Origin of the sequence: Tritonibacter litoralis, assembly GCF_009496005.1 — a bacterium.
GTDB lineage: Bacteria > Pseudomonadota > Alphaproteobacteria > Rhodobacterales > Rhodobacteraceae > Epibacterium > Epibacterium litoralis.
Map to the genome: position 1 here is coordinate 277,835 of NZ_WIBF01000004.1, position 26,123 is coordinate 303,957.

The window sequence follows — 26,123 nt, forward strand, 5'->3', positions numbered from 1 at the left end:
GGGCAGCTAGGACCCGAGCTTTTGCGCCTTTTCCAGTTTTTGGCGGGCGATTTCAGCGTTCTTCTGGGTCTCCAGATCTTCCAGCAGGCAGGTTTTGACAAAATCCAGATGTGCCTCAACAGCGGCGCGGGCGGCGGCAGGGTTGCGGTCCTGAATGGCTGAGTTGATCGCGCTGTGCTGCGCCAGCAGGTTTTCCCGCGTGGTGGCGCGTTGGAACATGATGCGACGGTTGTAGAACACGCCCTTGTGCAGCAGCTCGAGCATGGAGCGCATCATATGCAGCATGACGACATTGTGGCCGGCATCCATAATGGCGGCATGGAACTGAGCGTCCAAATTGGCCGCTTCCTCGGAATCGTCGGGCCCTTGGGCGGCGGCCATCCGGTCATAGATGGACTGGATGATTTTCAGATCCTCGTCCGATCCCATACGCGCGGCACGTTCTGCGGCAAGCCCTTCGAGGTCGCGGCGAAACGAGAGATAGTCAAACACCGCCTCATCATGGCGAGCAAAGAGATCCACCAGAGCCGGTGAGAACGCAGAGCCCAAGACATCCGCCACATAAACGCCGGACCCTGCCTTGGCCGCCAGAAGGCCACGTTCCTGCAGTTCGCCCAATGCGTCGCGCAAAGATGGGCGGGAGACGCCCAAGCGTTCTGCCAAATCACGTTCTGAGGGCAGCCGGTCACCGGGTGTCAGGACGCCGCGCAGGATCAGGAGTTCGATTTGGCGGACAACAGAGGTTGAGAGCTTTGCCGTTGTGACTTTCTGAAAAGGCATGGAGATCCGCTGATATTTAAAATTGGTCAACTCATTGGACCACATTGGGTTGAGAGGCTCAAGCCGCTCGCGGGGAATAGTTTAGGTCAGAAATATTGACGTAAAAAGAGAATCCCTCTAGTGTCGAGACAGCAATGGAAAGGTGTGACATGGATTTCCGGAATAATTTTTCAAAACGGTCCGAAAAAATGAAAGCATCGGAAATTCGGGAGCTGTTGAAGCTTCTGAACCGGCCCAGTGTGATTTCTTTTGCGGGTGGCATTCCGGATCCCGCCCTATTCCCTGCGGAGGCGCTGGCGCACGCAGGTGAGGCGGCGTTGAGCGGACCCACCGCAGCAACGGCGCTGCAGTATTCCGTGAGCGAAGGCTATCTGCCGCTCAGGGAATGGATCGTGGGTCACATGGCCCGATTGGGGGTGAGCTGTGATGTCAGCAACGTCCTGATCACCTCGGGCTCGCAACAGGCACTGGATTATCTGGGCAAACTGTTTCTGTCGCCCGAGGATACCGCCCTGGTGCAATGGCCGACCTATCTGGGGGCGTTGGGCGCGTTCAACGCCTATGAACCCCGATTTGATCGATTGCAGCCTGGTGACAATCGCACGGCCAAGGATATAGCGGCTGATGCGGAACAGGCGGGCAGCCGGGTCAAGCTGTCTTATGTCACGCCCGAATTTGCGAACCCGACGGGGATCACCCTGTCCCGCGCTGAACGGCTGGCGGTTCTGGAGCAGGCGCGTGCCCTGGACGCGATGGTGATCGAGGACGCCGCTTATGAAGGGCTGCGGTATGACGGGTCGCCGGTTCCGCCGATCCTGGCGCTGGAGCAGGAAACAATTGCCGATATGAACGCCTGTCGTACGCTCTATTGCGGGACGTTTTCCAAAACACTGTCGCCCGGATTGCGGGTGGGCTGGGTTGTGGGCGCGCAGGATGTGATTGACCAGCTGGTTCTGATCAAACAGGCGGCGGACTTGCATACATCGACCCTCAACCAGATATTGGTGACTGAGGTTGTGGCGCAGGGGTTTGCGGACCATCTTGAGCAACTGACCACGGCCTATGGTGCGCGCCGGGATGAGATGCTGACGGCGCTGGCCCGTGAGATGCCCGATGGTGTGAGCTGGAGCCATCCCGAAGGTGGGATGTTCATCTGGCTGACCTTGCCGGATCAGATCGACGGGGCAGAGCTCTTGCAATATGCGCTGGACACTTATCACATTGCCTTTGTCCCCGGACAGGCTTTTTTTGCCGATGGCAGCGGCGCAAATACCCTGCGGCTGTCGTTTTCCTGCGCATCGGCAGAGCAGACCCAGACCGGTATTCACCGCTTGGGGCAGGCGATCCGCCACTTTTTGTAAGGGGACAACCGGCGGTTTTATGTCTTCAAATGGAGGGGACCGTTGCAGCCCCCGGTGATCCGCGATAGAGGGCTGTTTTTCAGCTCTCTGTTTTGGCGTCTGTGCAGGATGCGTGGGGTCAGGCAAGAGTTATCCACAAGATATAGGGCCAATAGCCCGGTTTCAGCCCGCATATGGGGCTCTGTGACGTTGACAAGCCCTGCGTCATTTGGCTGAGATCTCTGTTGAGTGTTGTCGAAAGAGGTCCCTTTGCGTTTTTCCAAACTGCGGTTGAACGGTTTCAAAAGCTTTGTTGATCCCACCGATCTGATTATTTCCGATGGTCTGACCGGCGTTGTTGGCCCCAATGGCTGTGGCAAGTCGAACCTGCTTGAGGCGTTGCGTTGGGTGATGGGGGAAAACCGCCCCAAGGCGATGCGCGGCGGGGGGATGGAAGATGTGATCTTTGCCGGGGCCAGTGCGCGTGCGGCGCGCAACTTTGCCGAAGTGAGCCTGCAGATCGACAATACAGACCGGCTGGCGCCTTCGGGGTTTAATGACGCGGATCAGCTGGACATTGTGCGCCGGATCACGCGGGACGTAGGCAGCGCCTACAAGGCCAACGGCAAAGATACCCGCGCCCGTGATGTGCAGATGCTGTTTGCCGATGCCTCAACCGGGGCTCATTCGCCGTCTCTGGTGCGGCAGGGGCAGATCTCGGAGTTGATCAACGCAAAGCCCAAGGCGCGCCGTCGTATCCTGGAGGAAGCGGCGGGGATTTCGGGGCTGTATCAGCGTCGTCACGAGGCGGAGCTGAAGCTGAAGAACACCGAACAGAACTTGTTGCGGGTGGATGATGTGATTGAACAGCTGGCGGGCCAATTGGGTCAGCTGGCGCGTCAGGCCCGTCAGGCCGCGCGGTATCGCAGCATCGGTGAAACGCTGCGCCATGCCGAAGGGGCGCTGTTGTATCGCCGCTGGAGGGAGGCGGATGTGGCGCGGCTGGCGTCAGAAGAGACCCTGCGCATTCGCGTCACCCAAGCTGCCAAGGGCGAGGCTTTGTCGCGCGCGGCGGCTGAAAAGCGCGGCGCGGCGGATGTCAAACTGCCCCCCTTGCGGGAGGAAGAGGCGATTGCGACCGCGATCCTGCAACGGCTTGTGGTGCAACGCGATGCGCTGTCGGATCAGGAAACACAGGCGCGCCAGACCATTGAAACGCTTAACAACCGGATCCGTCAACTGGGCGCGGATATCGAGCGCGAAAGCGGGTTGAACCGCGACGCCGGTGAGACGATCGAGCGTTTGGAGTGGGAACAGCGTGAGCTGGAAAAGGCAGGCGACGGGCAGGGCGACCGGCTGGAAGAGGCCGCCGAGCTGATGCGTAACGCCACAACGGTCTTGCAGCGGCGCGAGGATCATCTGGCGCAAGTCACCGAAGATGTGGCGCGTCTGGCCGCCCGCCATCAATCCGCGCGTCGTTTGGTCGAAGATTGCAAACGCGCGGCTGAGCGGGCCCACACCGAAGGGGCCACCGCGCGCGCGGCAATGGAAGCCGCGCGCGATGGGTTGGCGCAGGCGCAAGACCGTCGCGAAACGGTTATTGAGACCGAAGAAGAGGCGCGCGCCGCCTCTGAGGCGGCTGAAGAGGCGCTGGCTGCCGCGGATGAATTGCGCACCGAAACTCAGTCCCGCGAGGCGGAAGCCCGCGCGCAACGCTCCGAAGCGGATGGCGAATTGGGCGCGTTACGGTCCGAGGCTGCGGCCCTGGCGAAACTGGTGGCGCGCGACACAGCCGAAGGCGGCCAGGTTCTGGACGCGCTGCGTGTAGAGCCGGGATATGAAAAGGCGCTGGGGGCGGCACTGGCCGACGATCTGCGCGCGCCTTTGGCGGAGATTGATGGCCCATCCGGTTGGGTGACTTTGCAGGGGTATGACCGCGAGTCGGCGCTGCCCGAAGGGGTGAAGCCCCTGGCCTTGTTCGTGTCTGGGCCCGAGGCGTTGTCGCGGCGGATGACCCAGATTGGTGTGGTCGACGCGGATCAGGCGCGCCACATGCAGCCGCGCCTGCGTCCGGGGCAGCGTTTGGTGACCCTGGAAGGGGATCTGTGGCGTTGGGATGGTTATCGGACCTGGGCCGAGGACGCGCCAAGCGCTGCTGCGCTGCGTCTGGAGCAGATGAACCGGCTGGAGGCGCTCAAGCAAGAAGTCTCGCATGCGGAGGCGCGGGCCGATGGTCTGGCGGCGGCGCATGATGCGTTGCAGCGCCAATTGGCTGAGGTGACCGAAGCCGACCAAGCCGCGCGTCAGGCCCGCCGGGTGGCGGATCAGCGGGTGGCGGACGCAGCCCGCGCGCTCAGCAAGGCGGAGGCGGATTGCAATCTGGCAGAGGCCAAGCTGGAGACTTTGGCGGTGTCTTTGGCGCGTCATGATGAGGATGCCGAGGTCGCGCTGGAGCGATTGGAAGAGGCGCAGGAAGCCTCGGAAGAGCTGCCGGATCTGGAAACGGCCCGTGCAGGCGTCGAAGAGATCAAGCACAGTGTAGAGGCAGCGCGGATCACGATGATAAGCCACCGCTCGGCCCATGATGAGCTGCGTCGTGACGGAGAGGCGCGTATTCGCCGCAAGCAAGAGGTGATCAAAGAGCTGTCAGGCTGGAACCACCGTCTGGAAACGGCGGGCCGCCGGATTGCGGAACTGGTGGAACGTCGGGACGCCAGCCAAGACGAGCTGGAAGAGGCCATGGCCAAACCGGCTGAGATCGAAGAGACCCGTGAAGAGCTGAACGAGTCGATTGCAGATGCCGAGGCGCGCAAATCCGCCGCAACCGAGGCGTTGATTGCCGCCGAAGCGGCGGTGCGCGAGGCTGCGCAACACGAAAAGGAAGCCGAGCGTCTGGCCTCGGAAGCGCGCGAAGAGCGGGCCCGTGCCGAGGCCCTGACCGACAGTGCGCGCGAAGCCGTTCAGGCTGCTGCAGGCCGGATCATCGAAGAGCAGCAGGCAACGCCGCAGGTTCTATTGGAACGTCTGGCCGTGGATCCCGAAGAGATCGAAGCGGTTGAGGTTCTGGAAGAGCAGGTGGGGCAGCTCAAACGTCAGCGCGATTCGCTGGGGGCTGTGAACCTGCGTGCCGAAGAGGACGCGCGCGGGATTCAGGTCGAACATGACGAGCTGGTCAGTGAAAAGCAGGATCTGGAAGAGGCGGTGAAAACCCTGCGGGCGGGGATTTCCAGTCTGAACCGCGAAGGCCGCGAGCGCCTGTTGACGGCTTTTGAACAGGTCAACAGCAGCTTTTCATTGTTGTTTCAGCATTTGTTTGGCGGCGGTGAGGCCAATTTGGTGATGGTCGAAAGCGATGACCCGCTGGATGCAGGGCTCGAGATCATGTGCCAACCGCCAGGCAAGAAACTGTCGACCCTGTCGCTGTTGTCGGGCGGGGAACAGACGTTGACCGCGCTGGCGCTGATCTTTGCGGTGTTCCTGTCCAACCCCGCGCCGATCTGCGTGCTGGACGAGGTCGACGCGCCGCTGGATGATGCCAATGTCACCCGGTTCTGCGATCTTTTGGATGAGATGTGCCGCCAGACTGATACGCGTTTTCTGATCATCACCCACCATGCGGTGACGATGGCGCGGATGGATCGGCTGTTTGGGGTGACCATGCAGGAAAAAGGCGTGAGCCAGCTTGTCTCTGTTGACCTGAAAAAGGCCGAAGCACTGGTGGCGTAACGGATCTGTTTCTAAGGTGCGCCTGTAAGAGGAACCCATATTGGGAAGGGTATTATGAAAAACGGATTTTCACTATTGGGCGCAGTCGCCGCCCTGTCGCTGATGCTGACTCCTGCGGTTGCTGAGGAAGGCGAGAATGTCACCGCCTTGACCGCGGACAGTCTGGCGCAGTTTCTGGATGCAGAGGACATCAGTTACACGCTTGAGGCGGATGATGTTGGCGATCCGAAATTCTCGATCGATTATTACGGGATCGAGTTCAAAGTCTTTTACTATGGCTGTCGTGACAATGTGGATTGCGACGCGATCCAGTTTTACTCCGGCTATGATCTGAACGGCGGCATGCGCCTGTCCAAGATCAACACCTGGAACACCGAAAACCGTTTTTCGCGGGCCTATATCTCGGATGAGGGGTCGGTCTGGATCGAGCATGATGTGCTGTTGGGTCAGCACGGGCTGCACCCGGATGATTTTGCCCAGACCATCGGGGCCTGGGCCGGTGTTTTGAAAGAGTTTGAGGAGTTTATCGGCTGGTGAGCCACGGGCGTCACGGCAACGTGACGCCTGTTTCAGGGCTTTGTCCCTAAGATGATGGCATGAGACATCTTCTGCTTTTGATTATATGTGGCTTGCCATTGCCGGTGAGTGCCGGTGAATGGGCGTTGCGCCCCAATGATCGTCCGTTTACCGACGAAGAGCTGGCCCGCCTGCCAGAGCGCAGCTTTGTGTTCTATGATGATGGCGAGTCGATCTATGGGCCGGATGGGGCCTATTCCTATACGTTTTCCGCGGCCAATGGGGGCGGAACATCCTGGGGCAGTTATCACATCGCGCAGGATGGCAGCGTTTGTGTGGAGTTCGTTGGCGGTGCCACGCGCTGTGATGTGTTGGTTCACAGCGGATCACGGGTGGTGTTGCTGACCGAAGATGGCGAGCGCTATCCGGTGCGCTGACCTCCGGTCATGGTCAGAATGAACTGACCTCCAGTCACAGGCGGTTCAACAATTCCGGCGTTGGCCAAGCATCAGCTGGCAGGCCCAGACGGGATTGTTCAGCCTGCACCGCTTGGCGGGTTTTGGCGCCAAGGATGCCGTCGATCTTGCCCACGTCATAACCTTTGGCCTGAAGCCGCTGCTGCAGCTGTTTCATCTGGGTGCCGTTCAGACCGGTTTCGGGCTGGCCTGCATCATAGACCTGCGCGCCATCCAAACGGGTGGCGAAATAGGCGGCGGTCAGAACATAGGTAAAACTTTGGTTCCATTCGAAATAGACGTCGAAATTGGGATAGGCGAGGAACGCGGGCCCTTTGTGCCCCTGGGGCAGGATCAGGGCGGCGTTCATATCGTCAAAGGGCAGATCACCTGTGCGGGGCTGAACCCCCTTGGCGCGCCAATCCGAGATAAGGCGTTTGTTGGTAATGCCTGTTTCCGACAGGTCCAACCCTTCGGGGATACGCACCTCTTGCAGCCAGGGCTGATCTGCGGACCAACCCAGCTCTGACAGCATTTTGGCTGCAGACATCAGCGCATCCGGCGCTGAGGTCTTGAGCGTCACGTGGCCGTCGCCATCCGCATCCACCCCGTTTTCCAGAATGTCGCGGGGCAGCATCTGGACCATGCCAATCTCTCCGGCCCAGGCACCGGTTGTTTTATTGGGGTCAAAATCTCCCTTAGAAAACAATTCGATGGCTGCAAAGATCTGCGGGCGGAACAACTCGGGGCGGCGGCAGTCATGGGCTAGGGTCACCAGCGCATTGCGCGTGTTGAAATCGCCCTGAAATGCGCCGTAGTCGGTCTCAAACGCCCAGAATGCCAGAAGCACGCCCCGATCGATGCCATATGTCGTCTCGATTCGGCGGAACACGCTGTCAAATTTGGACGACATGGCCTGACCGCGATCAATCCGGTTTTGAGAGATCAGACGGCGGGAAAAATCGATAAAGGGTTTTTGAAACACCCCTTGGGCACGGTCGGCATTCAGGACCTTTTGATCCTTGCGCACACCGCGAAAGAAGTCGTTCACGGTCTTTTGGTCATAGCCTGCGCTGATGGCTTCGTTTTTGAGCCCCAGAACAAAATTGGAGAACTCCCCTCCACATTGAGCGGCGGCGGAAAGCGGTGCCAGAGCAAGCGCGATGGTAAAAGGCAAGAAACGCATAGGGGCCGTCCTGAAAATGTCTCCGGCCACTTTTTGCTAGAAGAGCAGCGCCAAAGCAACTGAAACTGTCAGAAATGTTGCCCAAACCCGCCAGAGAATTGCGCTGGTTTTACGAATGTCCTGCGGGGTGAGCGTTTTGCGCCCTGCGTCATGAACCCAGGGAAACACCTGCATTTTGCCATCATAAGAGCGCGGGCCCGCAAGGGCGCAACCCAGGACACGGGCCATAGCGGCCTCGGGCCAGCCTGCATTGGGGGAGCGGTGCAGGCGCGCGTCACGGCGGATGTCGAGGAGGTCGAGCACCCGCCCGCCCGTGGCTGCGATCAACAGGGATGTCAGCCGGGCTGGCACAAGGTTCAATAGATCATCGAGCCGGGCCGCAGCCCATCCGAATTGCAGGTAATGCGCGGTACGATAGCCGATCATACTGTCGGCGGTATTGACCATCTTGTAGATGATGATGCCCGGCAGCCCTGCCACCAGAAACCAGAAAGCTGGGGCAATCACCCCGTCCGAAAAATTCTCGGCCCCGCTTTCGATGGCAGAGCGGGCGACCTGGCTCTGATCCATGTTGCGGGTGTCGCGGCTGACGATCATCGAGACGGCATAACGCCCGGCTGACAGATCCCGGTCCAGCCCATCGGCCACGGCGTTCACGTGATCCACCAGCGAACGCTGTGCAAGAAGGATGGCCGCGATCACAACGCTGACCACCGGACCCAAGTGTGACGCGCCATAACCAAGGCCCGCACCAATCAGCAGCAGAAGGCCGACGGTCAACACGCCTTTTAAGCGGCGGTGGCTGCCGTGGTTCAAGTGCGCATCGCACCAGCCGACCAGCCGCCCCATCAGAACCGCAGGGTGGGGACAGCGCGACCAGAGCCATTTGGGCTCCCCCAGCAGCGCGTCCAGCAGGAGGGCCGGGATCAGTAACAGCGCGGTGCTCACACTGCAGCCTCGAGCCTTGACCACATGTCTGCGGGGGGCAATCCCAGACGCAAATAGGTGTCGGAATAGGGGAAAATGCGGCTCCAGATGTGGTGTTCTGCCAATTTGTTCTGCCAGGTCTTGGCATCTGGCACGTGATACAGGCGGAACAGATCGGTGCCGCCCGCCAGTGTCGCGCCGCGGGGGGCCATTAGCGCATCAAGGCGCGCGCAATCGGTTTTCAACCGCGCCCGTGTGGCATCGGCCCAATCGGTATCCGCAAGCGCCCGTGCGCCAATGCGGAGGGCGGGCCCCGAGACGGCCCAGGGCCCTTGCCAGTTGGACAGGCGCTGGATCAAGGCCGGATCACCAATCGCAAAGCCAAGGCGCAGCCCGGCCAGCCCCCAGAATTTGCCAAAGCTTTTGAGTATAAGGGTGCCGGGGCGTGTGGCCTCTGCCATCAGGCTGTGATCCGGACAGACGTCACAGAAGCTTTCGTCGATGATGGTCAGATCGGCGCTGATATCGCTGACCTGCCACAAACGTCCGTCGGGGTTGTTGGGGTGCACCATGACCTGCGCGTCCCGCGTCGGCGTGTCGCAGATCTGCCAGCCATGGCTGGCAAAGGCGGCCGCGTGTTCATTATAGGTGGGCCGGGTGATGTGCACCTGACCGGGGTCTGCCAGCGCGGGCAGCATCGCAATCAAGGCCGAGGCACCGGGCGCGGGCAGGATTGCCGCCCCCTCTGGCACCTGCCAGAACTGACGCGCGGCGGCGATCAGCGCATCCAGTTCAGCCTGATCCGGCAGAGCGCTCCAGTCGCGGTCCATGAGCTGTCCCGCCGGGTAGGGGGTTGGGTTGATGCCGGTCGACAGGTCAACCCAATCCGCGCGGGTGCCGCCAAATCGGGCCACAGCGGCAGACAGGTTGCCGCCGTGATCACGCGGGGTGTTTTGATCCTGCGTCATTGTCCGCCGTCCTCTTTACCGCTGGCTTGTGCGCAGGCGGTATGCCGGAGGCGGGCGCGTTAAACAAGAAACTTTGACGGGTTTCCGCGATTCACACCATTTGATCGCGCCCATGGGGCAGATCCCATTCCAGAACCGGATTGACCGGCAGGATGCGATGCGGGTTAATCGTGTCGTGGCTATAATGATAGTGACGCACGATGTGGTCAAAATTCACGGTCTGCGCCACGCCCGGCCATTGATACAGCTCCCGCGTATAGGCCCAGAGATTCGGGTAGTCGATCAACCGTTTCTTGTTGCATTTGAAATGCAGGTGATAGACCGGATCAAAGCGGACCAGCGTGGTGAATAGGCGCCAGTCGGCTTCGGTCACGCGGTTGCCCATCAGGTAGCGGTGCTGGGACAAGAGATCCTCGAGCCAGTCGAGCGTGTCAAACAGCGGGTGCACTGCCGTGTCATACGCATCCTGCGAGGTCGCAAATCCACATTTGTACACGCCGTTGTTGACCTGATGATAGATCCGCTCGTTCACGGTTTCGATCGGCTCGCGCAGTTCTTCGGGCCAGAAGTCCAATGTGTTTCCGGTGATGCCATCAAAGGCCGCGTTGAACATGCGGATGATCTCGGAGCTTTCGTTCGAGACCACGGTGTTCTGTTGCTTGTCCCACAGGATCGGCACCGTGACCCGGCCAGAATATTTGGGATCGGCGGTGGTGTAGATCTGATGTGCAAACTCTTTGCCCAAGAGCGTGTCACCGGTGGCGCCATGGTCATCTTTTTCAAAGGTCCAGCCTTTGTCCAACATGTCGGGGTTTACAACTGAAACCGAGATATGCGCGCTCAGATCTTTCAGCTCGCGAAAGATCAGCGTGCGGTGGGCCCAGGGGCAGGCCAGCGAGACATAAAGGTGGTAACGCCCGCTTTCGGCTTTGAACCCGTCACGGCCCGAGGGGCCCGCGCTGCCATCTGCGGTGATCCAGTTGCGAAACTGCGCGGCGGACCGTTTGAATGCGCCACCTGTTGATTTGGTGTCGTACCATGTGTCGTGCCAGATGCCGTCTACCAAAAGTCCCATGTGTCGCTCCCGCTGTTGCTTGTTTTCTACTTAAGGCAGACGTTCATATGCGAAAATGCTGTTTTGCGCGCAGAAGCTCTGTATTCTTGCACAGGGGCACCGGCAGGCTGCGGTGACCCTAAGATTCGGTTTATTCATAAAATTTTATCGTTTATCGCTTATGGTTAACGATACCGTTACGAAGACCAGAAGGTGTAAAAGCCATGACGACCTATGTCCCCAAAGCTGTCCAGGAGGCGCTGGATGCGGCCCGGATTGAGAACCTGCGCAAAAAGAGCCGTTTGCGGGTTGAAACGGATGGCCAGTTTTTTCCGGTGCTGCGCCTGTGGGAAGACGGGTTTTCGGTTGATACCGAGACAGTGCCGCAATTGCGGGGACGGGTTGATCTGTTTGATGGCGCGCGCCAATTGTCACAATGTCTAATCGTGGCGTCCGAAGAAGAGGGCGGCGAGATGCGGTATGAATTCAAGCGCTCTACCGCTGCCTCGGAACAGGCCCCGCTTGATTTTTATCAAGCGCCGGATGCGCCTGTTGGGCTGATCGAATCCAGCACAGAATAAGCGTGGATGCGCGGCCCCGCCTGTGAGCAGGGCCGCCGCTGCGACTTATTGCAGATCGCCAAAAGCCGTTTTGAGCCGGGCGCAGGCGTCTTCAACGCGGCTGCGTTGGGTGGCCAGATTGAACCGCAGGAAGCTTTCGCCGCCGGTGCCAAAGGTGGTGCCATGGTTGGCGGCAATCTTCGCCCCTTGTTCCACGCGGCTGGTGAACTCCTCTCGTGCCATGCCGGTGCCTGCAAAATCCACCCAGGCCAGATAGGTCGATTGAAGTTTCATCGACGAAAGCCCCGGGATCTCGGCCATGGCCGCGTCAAAGATCTGCCGATTGCCGTCGATATAAGCTAGCTGCGCGTCAGCCCATTTTGCCCCTTCGGGCGAATAGGCGGCGGCGGTTGCAAATTGCCCCAGTGAATTGGGAGCCAGCGACAGGGCCAGCATCCGCGCCTTGAACCGCGCGCGCAGATCGGGGTCGGGGATGATCACCTGACCGGTATGGAGCCCCGCGATGTTGAAGGTTTTTGATGGGGCCGTCAGCATCAAGAGCCGGTCCACTATATCCGGCGCGGCATTGGGCATAGGGATATGGGTATGGCCGTCAAAGACCAGATCCTGGTGGATCTCATCCGACACCAGCATCAGGTCATGGCGTTTGGCAAAATCGGCCACGGCGCGCAGCTCGTCCTGGGTCCAGACGCGACCGCCGGGATTGTGCGGCGAACACAGGATGACCATCTTTTCCGTGCCGGTCATCTGCGCGTCATAGGCGTCGAAATCCAACGTATAAAGCCCGTCGGAAACGCGCATCTCACATTCGACAACCGCGCGACCTGCATTGCGGATCACCTTGGCAAAGGCGTGGTAGACTGGGGTGAACAGCACTACACCGTCTCCGGGCTGGGTGAAGGTGTCCAGGCACATGCCCACCCCGTTAACCAGGCCGGTGGTGGTGAAAATGGCGTCGGTCTCCAGATCCCAACCGTGCCGGGTTTTCATCCACCACTGGATCGCGTCCCGATAGGGGGCTTCGGCGTCCACATAACCCAGGATACCTTCGTCCAGAACGCTGCGCAGCCGGTCCGAGATCACATCGGCGATTTTGAAATCACTGTCGGCCACCCACATGGCCAAGCCTTCGTCGCTGGGGACGCCATAGATCCGCTCCATTGCGTCCCATTTGTTGCAAAATGTGCCACGGCGGTCGATCAGCTCATCAAAATTCATCAAGGTGCTCCTTAAAATCCCGAATGCGAAGCTATCCTTTACATCAGCAGGCGCAAGGGGCGTTGCGAGCCTTGGTACAATCGCATAAATGGCTTTGGTATGAAGCGCCCAATTTTGATCCATCCTGATCCCCGCCTAAAAAAGGTCTGTGCCCCGGTTGCCGATATCTCGGACGAGCTGCGCGCGCTGGCTGATGATATGCTGGAAACCATGTATGATGCGCCCGGTGTTGGCCTGGCCGCGCCACAGATTGGCGTGTTAGATCGTGTGATTGTTCTGGACTGCGTCAAGGAAGACGGCGAACTGCCGCGTCCGCTGCAGATGTTCAATCCGCGTGTCATTGCGTCGTCGGATGAAACCAACGTTTATGAGGAAGGCTGCCTGTCGATCCCTGAACAATACGCCGATGTGACCCGCCCCAAAGTGGTGGATGTGGAATGGCTGGACCGGGACGGGAACTTGCAGACCGAGACCTTTGATGGGTTGTGGGCGACCTGTGTCCAGCATGAGATCGACCATCTGGAAGGCAAGCTGTTCATCGATTATCTGAAACCGATGAAGCGGCAGATGATCACCCGCAAGATGCAAAAGCTCAAGAAAGAGCGCGCCCGGAACAAGGACGCCTGACTATGACCGTGCGCCCTTGCTTGCCCTGGCCTGACAAACGGTTGCGCACGCGCGCCGATGAGGTCTCTGAGATCACCGACGAGATCCGCGCGATCTGGGACGATATGGTCGACACGATGGAGGCCATGCCCGGTGTCGGTCTGGGGGCCAATCAGATCGGCGTGCTGCTGCGTCTCGCGGTTGTTGATGGCTCGACGGAACGGGGCAAGGCGGTGCGTCTGGCAAACCCCGAGATCCTGCATAAATCGATCGAATTGCGCGAACATGAGGAAGCCAGCCCCAATCTCCCCGGTGTCTCGGCCAAGATCAAACGCCCGCGTGCGGTCACCGTCAAATTCATGGATGAGACCGGCGCTTGGGCGGAACGCGATTTCGTCGGGATCGAGGCGACCAGCGTCCAGCATCAGATCGACCATCTGATTGGAAAAATGTATTTTGATCACCTGTCCAAAACCAAACGCGACATGCTGATCAAAAAATCGAAGAAATTTACGGGCTAAGGAACACAGGCATGCGCGTCGTCTTTATGGGAACCCCTGATTTCTCGGTCCCGGTGCTGGACGCGCTGGTGGCCGCGGGGCACGATATTGCCGCGGTTTACTGTCAGCCCCCCCGGCCTGCGGGCCGCGGCAAGAAGGACCGCCCAACACCCGTCCACGCCCGCGCCGCTGCCTTGGATCTGGAGGTGCGCCACCCGGTGTCCTTGAAAGGCGCGGACGCGCAGGCCGCGTTTGCAGCGTTGAATGCGGATGTGGCCGTTGTGGTGGCCTATGGGCTGATCCTGCCACAGGTGATTTTGGACGCACCCACCCATGGCTGCCTGAACATTCACGCAAGCCTTCTGCCCCGTTGGCGTGGGGCTGCGCCGATCCATCGGTCGATTATGGCGGGCGATGCTGAGACCGGCGTCTGCATCATGCAGATGGAGGCGGGGCTGGATACTGGCCCCGTGTTGCTGCGCGCAGCGACCCCCATTGGCGACACGGAAACCACCGCCCAATTACATGACCGCCTGTCCGAAATGGGGGCGCGGCTGATTGTGCAGGCCTTGGACAAACTGCCGTCGCTCACACCAGAAGTGCAGCCCGAGGCAGGCGTGACCTATGCCCATAAGATCGACAAAAGCGAAGCACAGATTGACTGGTCCTTGCCTGCCGTTGAGGTGGATCGCAAAATTCGCGGACTTTCGCCATTTCCCGGTGCCTGGTGCGAGGTCGAGGGGCAGCGCGTGAAACTCTTGGCCTCACGCCTGGCGGACGGCCATGGCGTGGCAGGCACAGTTTTGGATGAAACGCTCAGGGTTGCCTGCGGGGATGGCGCGGTCGAGCTTCTGCGCTTGCAAAGAGCGGGCAAAGGGGCGCAGGATCGGGATGTGTTCCTACGTGGTTTCCCTATTGCAAAGGGCACACAGCTTTAACTGGCGAAAGGTCCGCAGATGTTCCTGGCTCTTTTTGGCACGGTCGTGATTGCCGGCATTATCGGATATGCCTCTGAGCGCACAGGCTGGACCAACAACGGCGTTATTCCGTCGATTATCATCTGCGTGGGCGGGGCGTTTCTGTTTTATTTTGTCCGGATCATGTTTGGCATCGGCTTTTCAGCACCAGGATGGAACGCAATTGCCTCATCCATCGGGGCCTTGATCATCGTGCCCACCCATTGGCGCCGCCGATAGGAGGCCAATAGGAGAATGTGTTATGTCTGTTGTTTTTCTGATCATTATCGGCGCGGCTGCCGGGTTCCTGGCGACGCGGTTTATGAAGGTTGAAACCGATCTGATCACCACTGTGGTCATCGGGATTGGTGGTGCGCTGATTGGCGGGTTTCTTTTGCGCGGGATCCTGAGCGTGCTGGGTCTGTTGTCCGGTCTGGTGGGCGCGGTTCTGGGGGCCATGGCGCTGATCTGGCTGTGGCAGACTTACGGCCCCAAGAAATAGCTCAGCCCCCTGGAGGGCGGCTTTTGTACACGGGCAGGTGCCAGCCAAAGGCAATGGAGCCCGCTCGCAGCCCCCAAGTGACACCGGCGCAGACCAACAAGGCGGTGGTCAGCTCTGCGCCGCCGGCCAGTGAAACCAGCGCTGAGATCGCGCCGAACATGGCGCATGAGATGTAAAGCTCGCCCTGTTTCAGAACCAGGGGCACTTCGTTACAGACCACATCGCGCATCAAACCGCCCAAAGATCCAGTGGCCATGCCCATCAGCACAACCACCACCGGATGCTGGCCGGTTTCGACCGCGGCCGCGACACCAGCCGGGACCGCAACGGCCAGGGCAAAACTGTCGAGCCAGACCACCCATTTCAGGCGGCTTTCAACCAGATGCGCGGTGAAGAAGATGGCCACAGCCGAGGCCACCGCCCACAGAATAAGAGAGGGGGTTTCGATCCAGAACACCGGGTGGCGATCCAGCAGCAGGTCGCGCACCGTGCCTCCGCCTACCGCTGTCAGGCAGGCGATAAAGGCAAAGCCCACAATATCCAGCTGCGCCCGACTGGCCACCAGCGCGCCGGTCAGGGCAAAAACCACAACCGAGGCGGGGTCCAGAAAGGTGAGCGGGGTCATTGTTATCCTTTGGCAGATTTCTTGAAGGGGGCCATACCCGCGCGGGCCAGTTCATCGGCGCGTTCGTTTTCAGGGTGGCCCGCATGGCCTTTGACCCATTCCCAAGTCACTTTATGGCGCGCTTGGGCTGCGTCAAGGCGCTGCCAGAGATCGACGTTCTTGACGGGCTTTTTTGCAGAGGTTTTCCAACCGTTTTTCTTCCAGCCGAAAATCCAGCCGGTGACGCCGTTTTTGACATAGGCGGAGTCGGTGACCACGGTGATGGTCGAGGGACGACTGAGGCTTTCCAGTGCGGAAATGGCGGCCATCAGCTCCATCTGATTGTTGGTGGTGGTGGCTTCGCCGCCTTTGAGCTCACGCTCTTTGACCACGGTGTCGCCGTCCATTGCCCGCAGCAGAACGCCCCAGCCGCCGGGGCCAGGGTTTCCGGAACATGCGCCATCGGTATATGCATAAAGGTCTGCCATGCAGGCGAAGTGCCAGCGGGCGGGCGAGAGGTCAAGCCCGTTCCAGAGCCAGTCGGCCCGCCAAAAGCGCAAAGACACCGGCAAAGCTGCGATTGAGCCAGGCCATGGCGCGTTGATTGGTCAGCAGCATGCGGCGGGCCTGTGCGGCAAAGACCCCGTAGAGGGAGAAGATCACAAAGGTTGCGAGCATAAAGACGGCCCCCAGGGTCAGCATCTCATACGTGGCGTTGTCTGGCACGCCGCTGAGGAAAGGGGGCAGAAGAGCCAGAAAGAACAGCGAGAGTTTTGGGTTGAGAATATTGATCAACGCAGCGCGCCGTCCAATGTGCCACCCGCTGCTAGCGGTGCGTTCGGCGCGCAGGGATAATGTTCCGCCCTCTTTCACCGCCTGATAGGCGAGCCAGAGGAGATAGGCGACGCCCAGCCATTTCACAATTGCAAAGGCCAGCGCCGAACTGTGCAGGATCGCAGCCAGACCAAAAATCGCGGCCATCAGATGGGGCACAATGCCAAGGGTGCAGCCCAAGGTCGCCCAAAGCGCGGCGCGGGCACCCTGGCCAAGCCCAATAGCCATCGTATAAATCACGCCTGTGCCGGGTGCGAGAACCACAACCAGGACTGTAATCAGAAACTGTGTTGAAATCATACCGAGCCGTCCGCCTTTTATTGCGTTTGAACAAAGATAGGCAGGCGAACGGTGGATGTCACCCAGTCAGAGCGTCACGCAGGGGCGCGCAGCACCCGCGGGACTTTGAACTCGACCCTTTCAACGGCGGTTTCCACCTGTTCGACCGTCACATCATAACGGGCGCGGAAGGCATCGATCACCTCATTGACCAGTAGCTCTGGCGCAGAGGCGCCGGCGGTGATCGCAATGGTGCGAATGCCCTCCAGCGCGCGCCAGTCAATATTGTCCGCGCGCTGCACCAGCTGCGCATAGGAGCAGCCTGCTTTGGCCCCAACTTCGACAAGACGGCGGGAGTTCGAAGAATTTGGTGCACCGACAACCAAAAGCGCATCGGATTTGGGAGCCACGGCTTTTACGGCCTCTTGGCGGTTGGTTGTTGCGTAACAAATGTCTTCTTTGTGCGGGCCGATAATGGCGGGAAACCGCGTCTGAAGTGCGGCCACGATGTCCTTGGTGTCATCCACAGACAAGGTGGTCTGAGTGACAAAAGCCAGGCGTTCGGGGTTACGGACATCAACGGTGGCCACATCCGCAACGGTTTCGACCAGCAGGACCTCTCCCGCAGGGAGCTGGCCCATGGTGCCGATGGTTTCGGGGTGCCCTTTGTGGCCGATCATAATGATCTGCAGGCCGCTTTCTGCGTGGCGTTCGGCCTCGATGTGTACCTTGGACACCAGAGGGCAGGTGGCGTCGACATAGACCATCTGACGGGTTTCTGCGGCCTCTGGCACAGATTTGGGAACGCCATGCGCCGAAAAGATCACGGGCCGGTCATCGGGGCATTCATCCAGCTCCTCGACAAAGACCGCGCCTTTGTCCCGCAGCCCATCGACGACAAATTTGTTGTGGACAATCTCGTGACGCACATAGACCGGAGCGCCCCATTTCTCGAGGGCCATTTCAACGATTTTAATGGCGCGGTCCACACCGGCGCAAAAGCCGCGGGGGGCGGCAAGAAACAGCGTGAGGGCGGGTTTGGTCATGATGCGTCTCCTTACGCGGTCACAGGTAAGGGTTTCCCAAGTCTGCGTCCAGAGGAGGGCCGATACGAAAAAGGGGGCGAATGTGCCCCCTGATCCAATTCAATGAAGTGATCGCACTTATTGCCCAGTTGCGATGGACAATGTGTGCTCTTCTCCGGGGATATCCCGCGGCGGGCGACCGATCACATCCTTGAGCTCTTCCAGTTCAATGAAGTTATCGGCCTGACGGCGCAATTCATCCGAAATCATCGGCGGTTGGCTACGAATGGTCGAGACCACGGAAACGCGAACACCCTGACGCTGCAAGCTGGCAATCAACGGGCGAAAATCCCCATCGCCCGAAAACAGCACAATATGATCAACACGAGGTGCAAGTTCCATGGCATCAACCGTCAGCTCGATGTCCATATTGCCTTTGACTTTCCGACGCCCCATGCTGTCGGTGTATTCTTTGGCGGGTTTGGTCACCATAGTGAAGCCGTTGTAATTCAGCCAATCCACCAGGGGCCGTATCGGGGAATATTCGTCGTTTTCCAAAAGCGCTGTGTAATAGAACGCCCGCAGTAATTTGCCGCGGCGCATAAATTCTTGCCGCAGTAGTTTATAGTCGATATCGAACCCCAGCGCTTTGGCGGCGGCGTATAAATTCGACCCGTCAATGAACAGCGCAAGCCGTTCGTCCTTGTAAAACATTAACTTGTCCTTCCGGTATAGCCCGCTGTGCCTTTTTTTATGTGAGTGAGTGGTAATCAGCTGAGCGGGGCGGGTGCATATAAATTAGATTTTTTACGAGCTGCCGCAAGTGTATCATCTTTGTGAAGAGGGGTCAAAAATGACAAAAAGACTACCCAGAGCCTTGGTGGCTCTCGGAGGTAATCTACCTATGGGGGATATGCTCCCCGTCGAAACTTTGACGCGGGCCATATCTGCACTGGAAGAGGCCGGTGTTAAACCGCTGAAGGTTTCACGATTCTTCACAACCCCGTGTTTTCCAAAGGGTGCAGGTCCGGATTATGTAAACGCTGCGCTGGCAACGGAAACTGATCTCGCGGCACCGGATCTTTTGGCGATTTTGCATGAGGTTGAGGCTGCGTTTTCGCGCCAGCGGGACCAACGCTGGGGCATGCGGACGTTGGACCTCGATTTGCTCGCAATGGATGAGCAAGTTGCGCCGGACCTTGCGACCTACACACGTTGGTTAAATTTACCAAAAAAAGAACAGGTGGCGGTGGCTCCGGACCAACTTATCCTGCCGCACCCGCGTATTCAGGACCGCGGTTTTGTTTTGATTCCTTTGTGCGATGTGGCGCCAGACTGGGTGCACCCGGTATTAAAGCAAAGCGCGAAACAGATGGCTGCGGCACTGTCTGCAGAAGAAATCAATGAGATTGTTCCAATTTCAGCAGGCGATTGACCCTTCTGCGCTTGTCAAGAGCCTTCATTGGGATTAAATCCATCATCTCTGGATCCATTTAACTTGGAGAGTCGCCTATGGCCCGCGTGACGGTTGAAGACTGCGTAGACAAAGTTCCCAACCGCTTTGAACTGGTAATGCTTGCCGCCCATCGGGCGCGCGAGATTTCGGCGGGTGCCGAACTTACCGTGGACCGCGACAACGACAAGAACCCGGTCGTTTCGCTGCGTGAAATTGCCGAAGAAACCCAAAGCGCAGACAGCCTGCGTGAGCGGATGATCGAGAGCAATCAAACTCAGATCGAAGTTGACGAGCCGGAAGAAGATTCCATGGCTCTGTTGATGGGCTCGGACAACGACAAACCCGAAGCGGACGATATGTCCGAAGAGAAACTGCTGCGCGCTCTGATGGAAGCGCAGGGTCAGGGCTGACCCCGCCGCAGTCACCAAAGAAAGTTGCGGACCACCTATGATTTCTGCTGAACGCCTGATTGAGCTGGTCCGCACCTACAACCCAAAGACAAACGCCGAAAAGATCGCTGCGGCCTTTGAATTTGGCAAGCAAATGCACGAAGGGCAGTTTCGCCATTCGGGCGAGCCCTATTTTACCCATCCTGTTGCCGTTGCCGCCATCCTGACCGAACAGCGTCTGGATGATGCGACGATTATTACGGCGCTGCTGCACGACACCATTGAAGACACCAAAGCTTCTTATGAAGAGGTGGCGGAGCGGTTTGGGGACGAGGTTGCCAAGCTGGTTGATGGGGTGACCAAGCTGACGAACCTGCAGCTGTCCAGCCGGGAAACCAAACAGGCCGAAAACTTCCGTAAGCTGTTTATGGCAATGTCCAAGGACCTGCGGGTGATCCTTGTGAAGCTTGCTGACCGTCTGCACAATATGCGCACGATCAAAGCCATGCGCCCGGAAAAACAGGCGCAAAAGGCGCGGGAAACCATGGATATCTATGCACCGCTTGCCGGGCGCATGGGCATGCAATGGATGCGTGAAGAGTTGGAAGATCTGGCGTTTCGGGTGTTGAATCCCGAAGGCCGTCAATCGATCATCCGCCGTTTCATCACGTTGCAGCGGGAAACCGGTGACGTGATCCATCGGATCACCGGCGATATGCGCATCGAACTGGATAAAACCGGGATCGAAGCCGAAGTCTTTGGTCGCGCCAAGAAGCCTTATTCCATCTGGCGCAAGATGCAGGCCAAGGATCAGGGGTTTTCCCGACTGTCGGATATTTACGGCTTCCGGGTGATCACTCAATCCGAAGAAGACGCCTATCGCGCGCTTGGGGCCATTCACCAGCGCTGGCGGGCGGTGCCGGGCCGGTTCAAGGATTACATCAGCCAGCCAAAATCCAACGGTTATCGCTCGATCCACACCACGGTGTCGGGACGCGATGGCAAACGGGTTGAGGTTCAGATCCGCACCCGCCAGATGCATGATGTGGCGGAATCCGGCGTGGCGGCGCATTGGTCCTATCGCGATGGTGTGCGATCGGAAAACCCCTTTGCGGTGGATCCAGCGAAATGGATTGCTTCGCTGACGGAACAGTTTGACGCCGAAGAAGACCATGATGAATTCCTCGAAGCGGTTAAGCTGGAGATGTATTCGGACCAGGTCTTCTGCTTCACGCCAAAAGGTGACGTGATCAAACTGCCCAAAGGGGCGACGCCGATTGACTTTGCCTATGCGATCCACACGCGGATTGGGCATGCCTGTGTGGGCGCCAAGGTCGACACGATCCGCGTGCCCCTGTGGACCCGGTTGCGCAATGGCCAATCGGTTGAAGTGATCACGGCCGAAGGGCAGACGCCGCAGGTCAGCTGGCTGGAGATCGCAACCACGGGCAAGGCCCGCACTGCCATTCGCCGTGCGCTGCGCGAAGCGGACCGGGAACGCTTTGTGAAACTGGGCCACGAGCTGGCGCGATCCGCCTTTGAGCATGTGCACAAGAAGGCCACCGACAAGGCGCTGGAAACCGCTGCGCGCGCGTTGCGGGTGAACGGGGTTGAGGATCTGTTGGCGCAGCTTGGATCGGCTGAGATTACCACACATGATGTGGTTCAAGCGGTCTACCCGGAGTTGTCGTCCGGTGAAGGGGACGAAATCTCACCCCGTCGGGCGGTGATCGGCCTGGAACCCGGCCAAAGCTTTGAACGCGCGCCATGTTGCCAGCCTTTGCCGGGGGAGCGGATCATCGGGATCACCTATCGCGGACGTGGTGTGGTGATTCATGCGGCCGATTGTGATACGTTGAGCGAGTTCGAAGAACAGCCCGAACGTTGGGTCGACGTCAATTGGCACAGCGGCACCCATCCAGCGGCCTATGCGACGACGCTTGAGCTCACAATTGGTAATGATGCAGGCGTTTTGGGTCGTATCTGCACATTGATTGGTGAAAAGAAGGCCAATATTTCCGATCTGGAGTTCATTGATCGGAAACCAGACTTTTACAAGCTTATGGTCAATGTGGAGTTTCGGGATGTAGAGCAACTGCATTCCGTCATGTTGACTTTGGAAGCCGAAAGCGATGTCGCTGCCGTAGCCCGGTATCGGGAAGTCCCGAACCAACCAGGCTGGAAGGGATAACGCTTTAGGCGGGGAATTTGGAAGGAAGACGCGTTGGTCTTTAAGCGCCGTGACAGACGGCCGCCTTTGCGGATGATTGCTGACTTTCTCTGGCCACGTGGTGGCTGGGGCAGGGCCTTCCTGTATGTGAAACACCGCATTCGCCGCCTGCCAGATTCGCCGGAACGCATTGCACGGGGTGTGGGCGTCGGGGTCTTCACGACATTCACACCGTTTTATGGCATGCATTTTGTGGTCGCAGCCATTCTGGCGCGGCTGTTCAACGGCAATATCCTGGCCGCCTTAAGCGGCACGTTTTTTGGCAATCCTCTCACATATGTGCCCATTGGCGTTGTGTCCTTGCAGGTGGGCCATTGGATCCTGGGTGCGGATCTGGTTGAGGATGTGGATACGTCATTGGTGTCCAAGTTTCTGGATGCGGGGCGGGATCTGAAAAACAATCTGATCGCGCTGTTTACAGACGCCCACGCGGATTGGACCGGGTTGATCCGCTTCTTTGACGAGGTGTTTTACCCCTATTTGCTGGGTGGGCTATTGCCGGGCGTTATCGCTGGCACCGTCTGCTACATGCTGAGCTTGCCGGTCATTCACGCCTATCAGCAGCGCCGCCGGGCACGGATCAAGGCCAAGTTTGATGCCATCAAACGGGCGGCGGCGATCAGCGATACAGAGCTGGCACCGATGCAACGGGGAAATGACGACCTGGCTACAGCGGACACGCCTGAGCCGCTGCGCAAAGCGAACTGATCAGATTGTATCATTTTGGACACGGACCCTTGCCCTTGGGCCGCGGCGCGTTAATCTCCGCGCAAAATGGCTATTCAAAGGACTGATGTCATGGCGGAAAACAACCTGCGTCTGGGCGTGAACATCGACCACGTTGCCACCGTGCGTAATGCGCGTGGTGGGGCGGTTCCGGATCCGGTGCGTGCGGCTTTGCTGGCCCAGGAGGCCGGCGCGGATGGGATCACCGCGCATCTTCGCGAAGATCGCCGCCATATTATGGATGCGGATATCGAAGCGTTGATGGAGCAGCTGACGGTGCCTCTGAATTTTGAGATGGCAGCTACGGACGAGATGCAGGCCATTGCCCTGCGTCACAAACCCCATGCGGTCTGCATCGTTCCTGAAAAACGCGAAGAGCGCACCACCGAAGGCGGTCTGGACGTGGCCCGCGACGAAAACCGGCTGGCGCATTACATCGCGCCGCTGCGGGATGCGGGCTGCCGGGTGTCCATCTTTATTGCGGCAGACAAGAAACAGATCGAAGCCGCCCATCGCATTGGGGCCGAAGTGATCGAGCTGCACACCGGGGCCTATTGCGATGCCCATGCCGAAGGGGATTTTGAAACCCGCGACCGCGAGCTGGACGCGCTGCGCGAGATGGCAACATTTGGCCATTCGCTGGGCCTGGAAGTTCACGCGGGTCACGGTCTGACCTATGAAACGGTCCAGCCGATTGCGGCGTGTCCTGAATTGCGGGAGCTGAACATCGGGCACTTTTTGATTGGTGAGGCGATTTTTGCCGGCCTCACACCTGCCATCGTGGAAATGCGTCGTCTGATGGACGAGGCCCGCGCATGATCGTCAATCTGCGCCGCTATGCTGCGGTCTATGTTGTGACGCTGATTGTGGGCGCGGTTCTGATTGCGGCGCTGCGCCACTTTACCGGACTGGATCTGGCGACCTCGTTCATTCCATTGCTGCCCGCCATGTGCGCGGCCATGTATGAAGGCAATAAACAGGCCATCGAAGGTGCGCCTGCGCCCAAAGGCAAAGCGGCCTGGATTGAATGCGCGCGGATGACCGGCATTGCGCTGGGTTTCAATATTCTTCTGGGTCTTGTGGTCTTTGCCAGCCTGATGCGCGGACAATTGCAGATGCAGCCGATCCTGTGGTTCCTGGGCTTTCTGGCGCTTTATAGCGTCTTGTGGTTGGTGACCAATCGGATCTTCTTGGGCATGGGATATAAAAACGCCTCTTCGGCAGCCAAGAAGCGGTGACATGATCCTTGGCATCGGAACAGATCTGGCCAATATCGAACGGATCCAGGGCACTTTGGACCGGTTTGGAGACCGGTTCAAAAACCGGGTCTTTACAGAGGTTGAGCAGAAAAAAGCCGAGCGTAGACATGATGTTGCGGGAACCTACGCCAAACGCTGGGCGGCCAAGGAGGCCTGTTCCAAAGCCTTGGGGACAGGCTTGCGGATGGGCATCGCCTGGAAGGACATGGCCGTGTCAAATCTGGACACCGGTCAGCCTGTGATGGCGGTGACAGGCTGGGCCAAAGACCGGCTGGAGGCGATGACCCCGCCGGGGCATCAGGCCATCATTCACGTGACGCTGACCGATGACCACCCCTGGGCGCAGGCCTTTGTTGTGATTGAGGCGCGACCATTAAACCCCGGCGAATTGCCCCGCAGCGCTTGACTCGGGCCACTGCACTGCGCATGTAGCCACGGACCTTCGATATAGAACTTGGAGAGCCTGATGGCCGCCAAAGCAAAGACCCAGAATCCGGTCATTGAGACGATCAAGACCGTTGTATACGCCTTGCTGATTGCAGGTGTGTTCCGCACCCTGTTTTTCCAGCCGTTCTGGATCCCATCAGGTTCGATGAAGCAGACACTGCTGATCGGAGATTTCCTCTTTGTGAACAAGATGGCCTATGGCTATTCCTACGCCTCGTGCCCATCCATCCGCCTGGCGCGTTTTGGCGTCAATATCGACGCCAAGGGCATCTGCGGCTTTATCGATGGGGACAACACCCGCATCATGGGGGGAGAGCCGCAGCGCGGCGATGTGGTGGTCTTCCGCCATCCGGTCCATGGCGCGGACTTTATCAAACGTCTGGTGGGCCTGCCGGGTGACACCATCCAAGTGAAAGACGGCGTTCTGTTTATCAACGGATCCGCTGTGAAACTGGAAGATGACGGGCTGTTTTCCGAAACCTACGAAGCGCAAGGCCCGCAAGGGTCCGCACCACGGTGTGAAAACGCACCTGTGGGTCGGGGCGGCACCTGCACCAAATCGCGACAGCTGGAAACTTTCCCGGGCGGCACGCCGCATGCGATCCTGAACATCGGCAACCAACCAATGGACCATACCGGTGTCTATCAGGTTCCCGAAGGGCACTTCTTCTTTATGGGGGACAACCGCGACAACTCCACCGACAGCCGTCTGCCGCAATCTGCGGGTGGCGCCGGCTTTGTACCTTTGGAAAACCTGATTGGGCGTGCGGATCGCATCATGTTCTCCTCCGCGGGACGGTCGATGTTGTTCTTCTGGACCTGGCGCGGAGATCGGTTCTTTAAGGCGATCGAGTGAGACTGTCCAAGGAACTCCGCGCGTTCGAACAGCGCATCGGCTACAGTTTCAACCAGCCGGAACTGCTGATGCAGGCGGTGACGCATGCCTCCATGTCGTCGCCGACCCGGCAGGACAACCAGCGGCTTGAATTCCTGGGCGACCGGGTGCTGGGTTTGGTCATGTCCACGGCTCTTCTGGATGCAGACCAGGACGCCACCGAAGGCCAGCTGGCGCCACGGTTCAACGCATTGGTGCGCAAGGAAGCCTGCGCCGAAGTCGCACGTGAGATTGATCTGGGGGCGGTGCTGAAACTGGGCCGGTCCGAGATGATGTCCGGCGGTCGCCGCAAACAGGCGCTGCTGGGGGATGCGATGGAGGCGGTGATTGCCGCCGTCTACAAAGACGCAGGCTTTGCTGCAGCGCAAGAGCTTATCCTGCGTCTCTGGGGGCGGCGGATCTATACGGTGGAAGAGGACGCCCGCGACCCCAAAACAGCACTGCAGGAATGGGCCCAGGCCCGTGGCCAGAAACCGCCGAGTTACACCGAGGTGTCCCGCAGCGGGCCGGATCACGCACCGGTCTTTACCATCGCGGTGCATCTGGATGACGGCCGCACCGCGCAGGCTGAAGCCGGGTCTAAACGCCATGCCGAACAGGCGGCTGCCCGATTGTTGCTGGCCGAGGTTGAGACCGCAGGCACCTAAGACGCCCCCACGGACTT

General features: G+C 59.1%; 30 protein-coding genes. 19 read left to right on the top strand and 11 right to left on the bottom strand.

Going from position 1 to position 26,123, the window contains the following annotated elements:
• Positions 1-6: 6 nt before the first annotated feature.
• Positions 7-780: a FadR/GntR family transcriptional regulator gene (locus GFB49_RS09300; protein ID WP_153215574.1), complete on the bottom strand. Its 774-nt coding sequence runs from the start codon at positions 778-780 to the stop codon at positions 7-9.
• Between the two features lie 149 nt (positions 781-929).
• On the opposite strand from GFB49_RS09300, the gene GFB49_RS09305 reads away from it, so the two are divergent.
• The 4 genes from GFB49_RS09305 to GFB49_RS09320 all read left to right on the top strand — a co-directional run bounded on the left by GFB49_RS09305 (position 930) and on the right by GFB49_RS09320 (position 6,799).
• Positions 930-2,141 (top strand): aminotransferase-like domain-containing protein, encoded by a 1,212-nt coding sequence (locus GFB49_RS09305; protein WP_153215575.1) that lies wholly within the window; start codon positions 930-932, stop codon positions 2,139-2,141.
• A gap of 249 nt (positions 2,142-2,390) precedes the next feature.
• Positions 2,391-5,846, top strand: coding sequence for a chromosome segregation SMC family protein (locus GFB49_RS09310; protein WP_153215576.1), 3,456 nt, complete (start codon positions 2,391-2,393; stop codon positions 5,844-5,846).
• 54 nt (positions 5,847-5,900) lie between these two features.
• Entirely contained in the window at positions 5,901-6,383 is a 483-nt protein-coding gene (locus GFB49_RS09315) for a YbjN domain-containing protein (RefSeq protein WP_153215577.1), read from the top strand.
• Positions 6,384-6,442: 59 nt separating this feature from the next.
• Positions 6,443-6,799, top strand: coding sequence for a hypothetical protein (locus GFB49_RS09320; RefSeq protein ID WP_153215578.1), 357 nt, complete (start codon positions 6,443-6,445; stop codon positions 6,797-6,799).
• Between the two features lie 34 nt (positions 6,800-6,833).
• On the opposite strand, the gene GFB49_RS09325 is transcribed toward GFB49_RS09320, so the two are convergent.
• The 4 genes from GFB49_RS09325 to GFB49_RS09340 form a co-directional block, all read right to left on the bottom strand.
• Positions 6,834-8,003 carry a lytic murein transglycosylase gene (locus GFB49_RS09325; RefSeq protein WP_153215579.1) on the bottom strand — a complete coding sequence of 390 codons (1,170 nt, stop codon included), beginning with the start codon at positions 8,001-8,003 and terminating at the stop codon, positions 6,834-6,836.
• Positions 8,004-8,039: 36 nt separating this feature from the next.
• Entirely contained in the window at positions 8,040-8,951 is a 912-nt protein-coding gene (cbiB, locus tag GFB49_RS09330) for an adenosylcobinamide-phosphate synthase CbiB (protein WP_343032530.1), read from the bottom strand.
• Positions 8,948-9,898: a threonine-phosphate decarboxylase CobD gene (gene cobD / locus GFB49_RS09335; protein ID WP_153215580.1), complete on the bottom strand. Its 951-nt coding sequence runs from the start codon at positions 9,896-9,898 to the stop codon at positions 8,948-8,950. Before cobD ends, cbiB begins: the two co-directional genes overlap by 4 nt.
• A 91-nt stretch (positions 9,899-9,989) precedes the next feature.
• Positions 9,990-10,973, bottom strand: coding sequence for a glutathione S-transferase family protein (locus GFB49_RS09340; RefSeq protein ID WP_153215581.1), 984 nt, complete (start codon positions 10,971-10,973; stop codon positions 9,990-9,992).
• A gap of 203 nt (positions 10,974-11,176) precedes the next feature.
• Between GFB49_RS09340 and GFB49_RS09345 the strand changes: the two genes are divergently transcribed.
• A complete protein-coding gene (locus GFB49_RS09345) occupies positions 11,177-11,533 on the top strand; it encodes a hypothetical protein (protein ID WP_153215582.1) in 357 nt (118 codons plus the stop codon).
• A gap of 45 nt (positions 11,534-11,578) precedes the next feature.
• On the opposite strand, the gene GFB49_RS09350 is transcribed toward GFB49_RS09345, so the two are convergent.
• Positions 11,579-12,751 carry a MalY/PatB family protein gene (locus GFB49_RS09350; protein WP_153215583.1) on the bottom strand — a complete coding sequence of 391 codons (1,173 nt, stop codon included), beginning with the start codon at positions 12,749-12,751 and terminating at the stop codon, positions 11,579-11,581.
• A gap of 99 nt (positions 12,752-12,850) precedes the next feature.
• Here GFB49_RS09350 and def (GFB49_RS09355) point away from each other — a divergent pair, with 99 nt between their 5' ends.
• Genes def (GFB49_RS09355) through GFB49_RS09375 form a run of 5 tightly spaced genes read left to right on the top strand, consistent with a single transcriptional unit; the run spans position 12,851 to position 15,315 of the window.
• Complete coding sequence (gene def / locus GFB49_RS09355) at positions 12,851-13,378, top strand: peptide deformylase (protein WP_153215584.1); 528 nt, start codon at positions 12,851-12,853, stop codon at positions 13,376-13,378.
• A gap of 2 nt (positions 13,379-13,380) precedes the next feature.
• On the top strand, positions 13,381-13,878 hold the full coding sequence (gene def, locus GFB49_RS09360) for a peptide deformylase (RefSeq protein WP_153215585.1): 498 nt from the start codon (positions 13,381-13,383) through the stop codon (positions 13,876-13,878).
• An 11-nt stretch (positions 13,879-13,889) separates the two neighbouring features.
• Complete coding sequence (gene fmt / locus GFB49_RS09365) at positions 13,890-14,795, top strand: methionyl-tRNA formyltransferase (protein ID WP_153215586.1); 906 nt, start codon at positions 13,890-13,892, stop codon at positions 14,793-14,795.
• A gap of 18 nt (positions 14,796-14,813) precedes the next feature.
• On the top strand, positions 14,814-15,053 hold the full coding sequence (locus GFB49_RS09370) for a hypothetical protein (protein WP_153215587.1): 240 nt from the start codon (positions 14,814-14,816) through the stop codon (positions 15,051-15,053).
• 22 nt (positions 15,054-15,075) lie between these two features.
• Complete coding sequence (locus GFB49_RS09375; protein WP_153215588.1) at positions 15,076-15,315, top strand: GlsB/YeaQ/YmgE family stress response membrane protein; 240 nt, start codon at positions 15,076-15,078, stop codon at positions 15,313-15,315.
• Between the two features lies 1 nt (position 15,316).
• Here GFB49_RS09375 and GFB49_RS09380 read toward each other — a convergent pair whose 3' ends face one another.
• The 5 genes from GFB49_RS09380 to GFB49_RS09400 all read right to left on the bottom strand — a co-directional run bounded on the left by GFB49_RS09380 (position 15,317) and on the right by GFB49_RS09400 (position 18,771).
• Positions 15,317-15,940, bottom strand: coding sequence for a trimeric intracellular cation channel family protein (locus GFB49_RS09380; RefSeq protein WP_153215589.1), 624 nt, complete (start codon positions 15,938-15,940; stop codon positions 15,317-15,319).
• Between the two features lie 2 nt (positions 15,941-15,942).
• Positions 15,943-16,407 carry a ribonuclease HI gene (rnhA, locus tag GFB49_RS09385; protein WP_153215590.1) on the bottom strand — a complete coding sequence of 155 codons (465 nt, stop codon included), beginning with the start codon at positions 16,405-16,407 and terminating at the stop codon, positions 15,943-15,945.
• 31 nt (positions 16,408-16,438) lie between these two features.
• Positions 16,439-17,053 carry a LysE family translocator gene (locus GFB49_RS09390; RefSeq protein ID WP_153215591.1) on the bottom strand — a complete coding sequence of 205 codons (615 nt, stop codon included), beginning with the start codon at positions 17,051-17,053 and terminating at the stop codon, positions 16,439-16,441.
• A 74-nt stretch (positions 17,054-17,127) separates the two neighbouring features.
• Entirely contained in the window at positions 17,128-18,078 is a 951-nt protein-coding gene (gene ispH, locus GFB49_RS09395; protein WP_153215592.1) for a 4-hydroxy-3-methylbut-2-enyl diphosphate reductase, read from the bottom strand.
• Between the two features lie 117 nt (positions 18,079-18,195).
• Positions 18,196-18,771, bottom strand: coding sequence for a LabA-like NYN domain-containing protein (locus GFB49_RS09400; RefSeq protein WP_153215593.1), 576 nt, complete (start codon positions 18,769-18,771; stop codon positions 18,196-18,198).
• A gap of 139 nt (positions 18,772-18,910) precedes the next feature.
• On the opposite strand from GFB49_RS09400, the gene folK reads away from it, so the two are divergent.
• From folK to rnc, 9 genes are all read left to right on the top strand, one after another.
• Entirely contained in the window at positions 18,911-19,492 is a 582-nt protein-coding gene (gene folK, locus GFB49_RS09405) for a 2-amino-4-hydroxy-6-hydroxymethyldihydropteridine diphosphokinase (RefSeq protein WP_153215594.1), read from the top strand.
• A gap of 77 nt (positions 19,493-19,569) precedes the next feature.
• Complete coding sequence (rpoZ, locus tag GFB49_RS09410) at positions 19,570-19,923, top strand: DNA-directed RNA polymerase subunit omega (RefSeq protein ID WP_153215595.1); 354 nt, start codon at positions 19,570-19,572, stop codon at positions 19,921-19,923.
• Between the two features lie 37 nt (positions 19,924-19,960).
• Positions 19,961-22,093, top strand: coding sequence for a RelA/SpoT family protein (locus GFB49_RS09415; protein ID WP_153215596.1), 2,133 nt, complete (start codon positions 19,961-19,963; stop codon positions 22,091-22,093).
• A gap of 33 nt (positions 22,094-22,126) precedes the next feature.
• Positions 22,127-22,840, top strand: coding sequence for a DUF2062 domain-containing protein (locus GFB49_RS09420; protein WP_153215597.1), 714 nt, complete (start codon positions 22,127-22,129; stop codon positions 22,838-22,840).
• 90 nt (positions 22,841-22,930) lie between these two features.
• On the top strand, positions 22,931-23,677 hold the full coding sequence (locus GFB49_RS09425; RefSeq protein ID WP_153215598.1) for a pyridoxine 5'-phosphate synthase: 747 nt from the start codon (positions 22,931-22,933) through the stop codon (positions 23,675-23,677).
• Positions 23,674-24,096 carry an ABZJ_00895 family protein gene (locus GFB49_RS09430; protein ID WP_153215599.1) on the top strand — a complete coding sequence of 141 codons (423 nt, stop codon included), beginning with the start codon at positions 23,674-23,676 and terminating at the stop codon, positions 24,094-24,096. The genes GFB49_RS09425 and GFB49_RS09430 overlap by 4 nt, the downstream gene beginning before the upstream one ends.
• A gap of 1 nt (position 24,097) precedes the next feature.
• Positions 24,098-24,523 carry a holo-ACP synthase gene (gene acpS / locus GFB49_RS09435; RefSeq protein ID WP_153215600.1) on the top strand — a complete coding sequence of 142 codons (426 nt, stop codon included), beginning with the start codon at positions 24,098-24,100 and terminating at the stop codon, positions 24,521-24,523.
• A gap of 60 nt (positions 24,524-24,583) precedes the next feature.
• Positions 24,584-25,420 (top strand): signal peptidase I, encoded by an 837-nt coding sequence (lepB, locus tag GFB49_RS09440; protein WP_153215601.1) that lies wholly within the window; start codon positions 24,584-24,586, stop codon positions 25,418-25,420.
• Complete coding sequence (rnc, locus tag GFB49_RS09445; RefSeq protein WP_343032531.1) at positions 25,417-26,106, top strand: ribonuclease III; 690 nt, start codon at positions 25,417-25,419, stop codon at positions 26,104-26,106. Before lepB ends, rnc begins: the two co-directional genes overlap by 4 nt.
• The last annotated feature ends 17 nt before the right edge of the window (positions 26,107-26,123 follow it).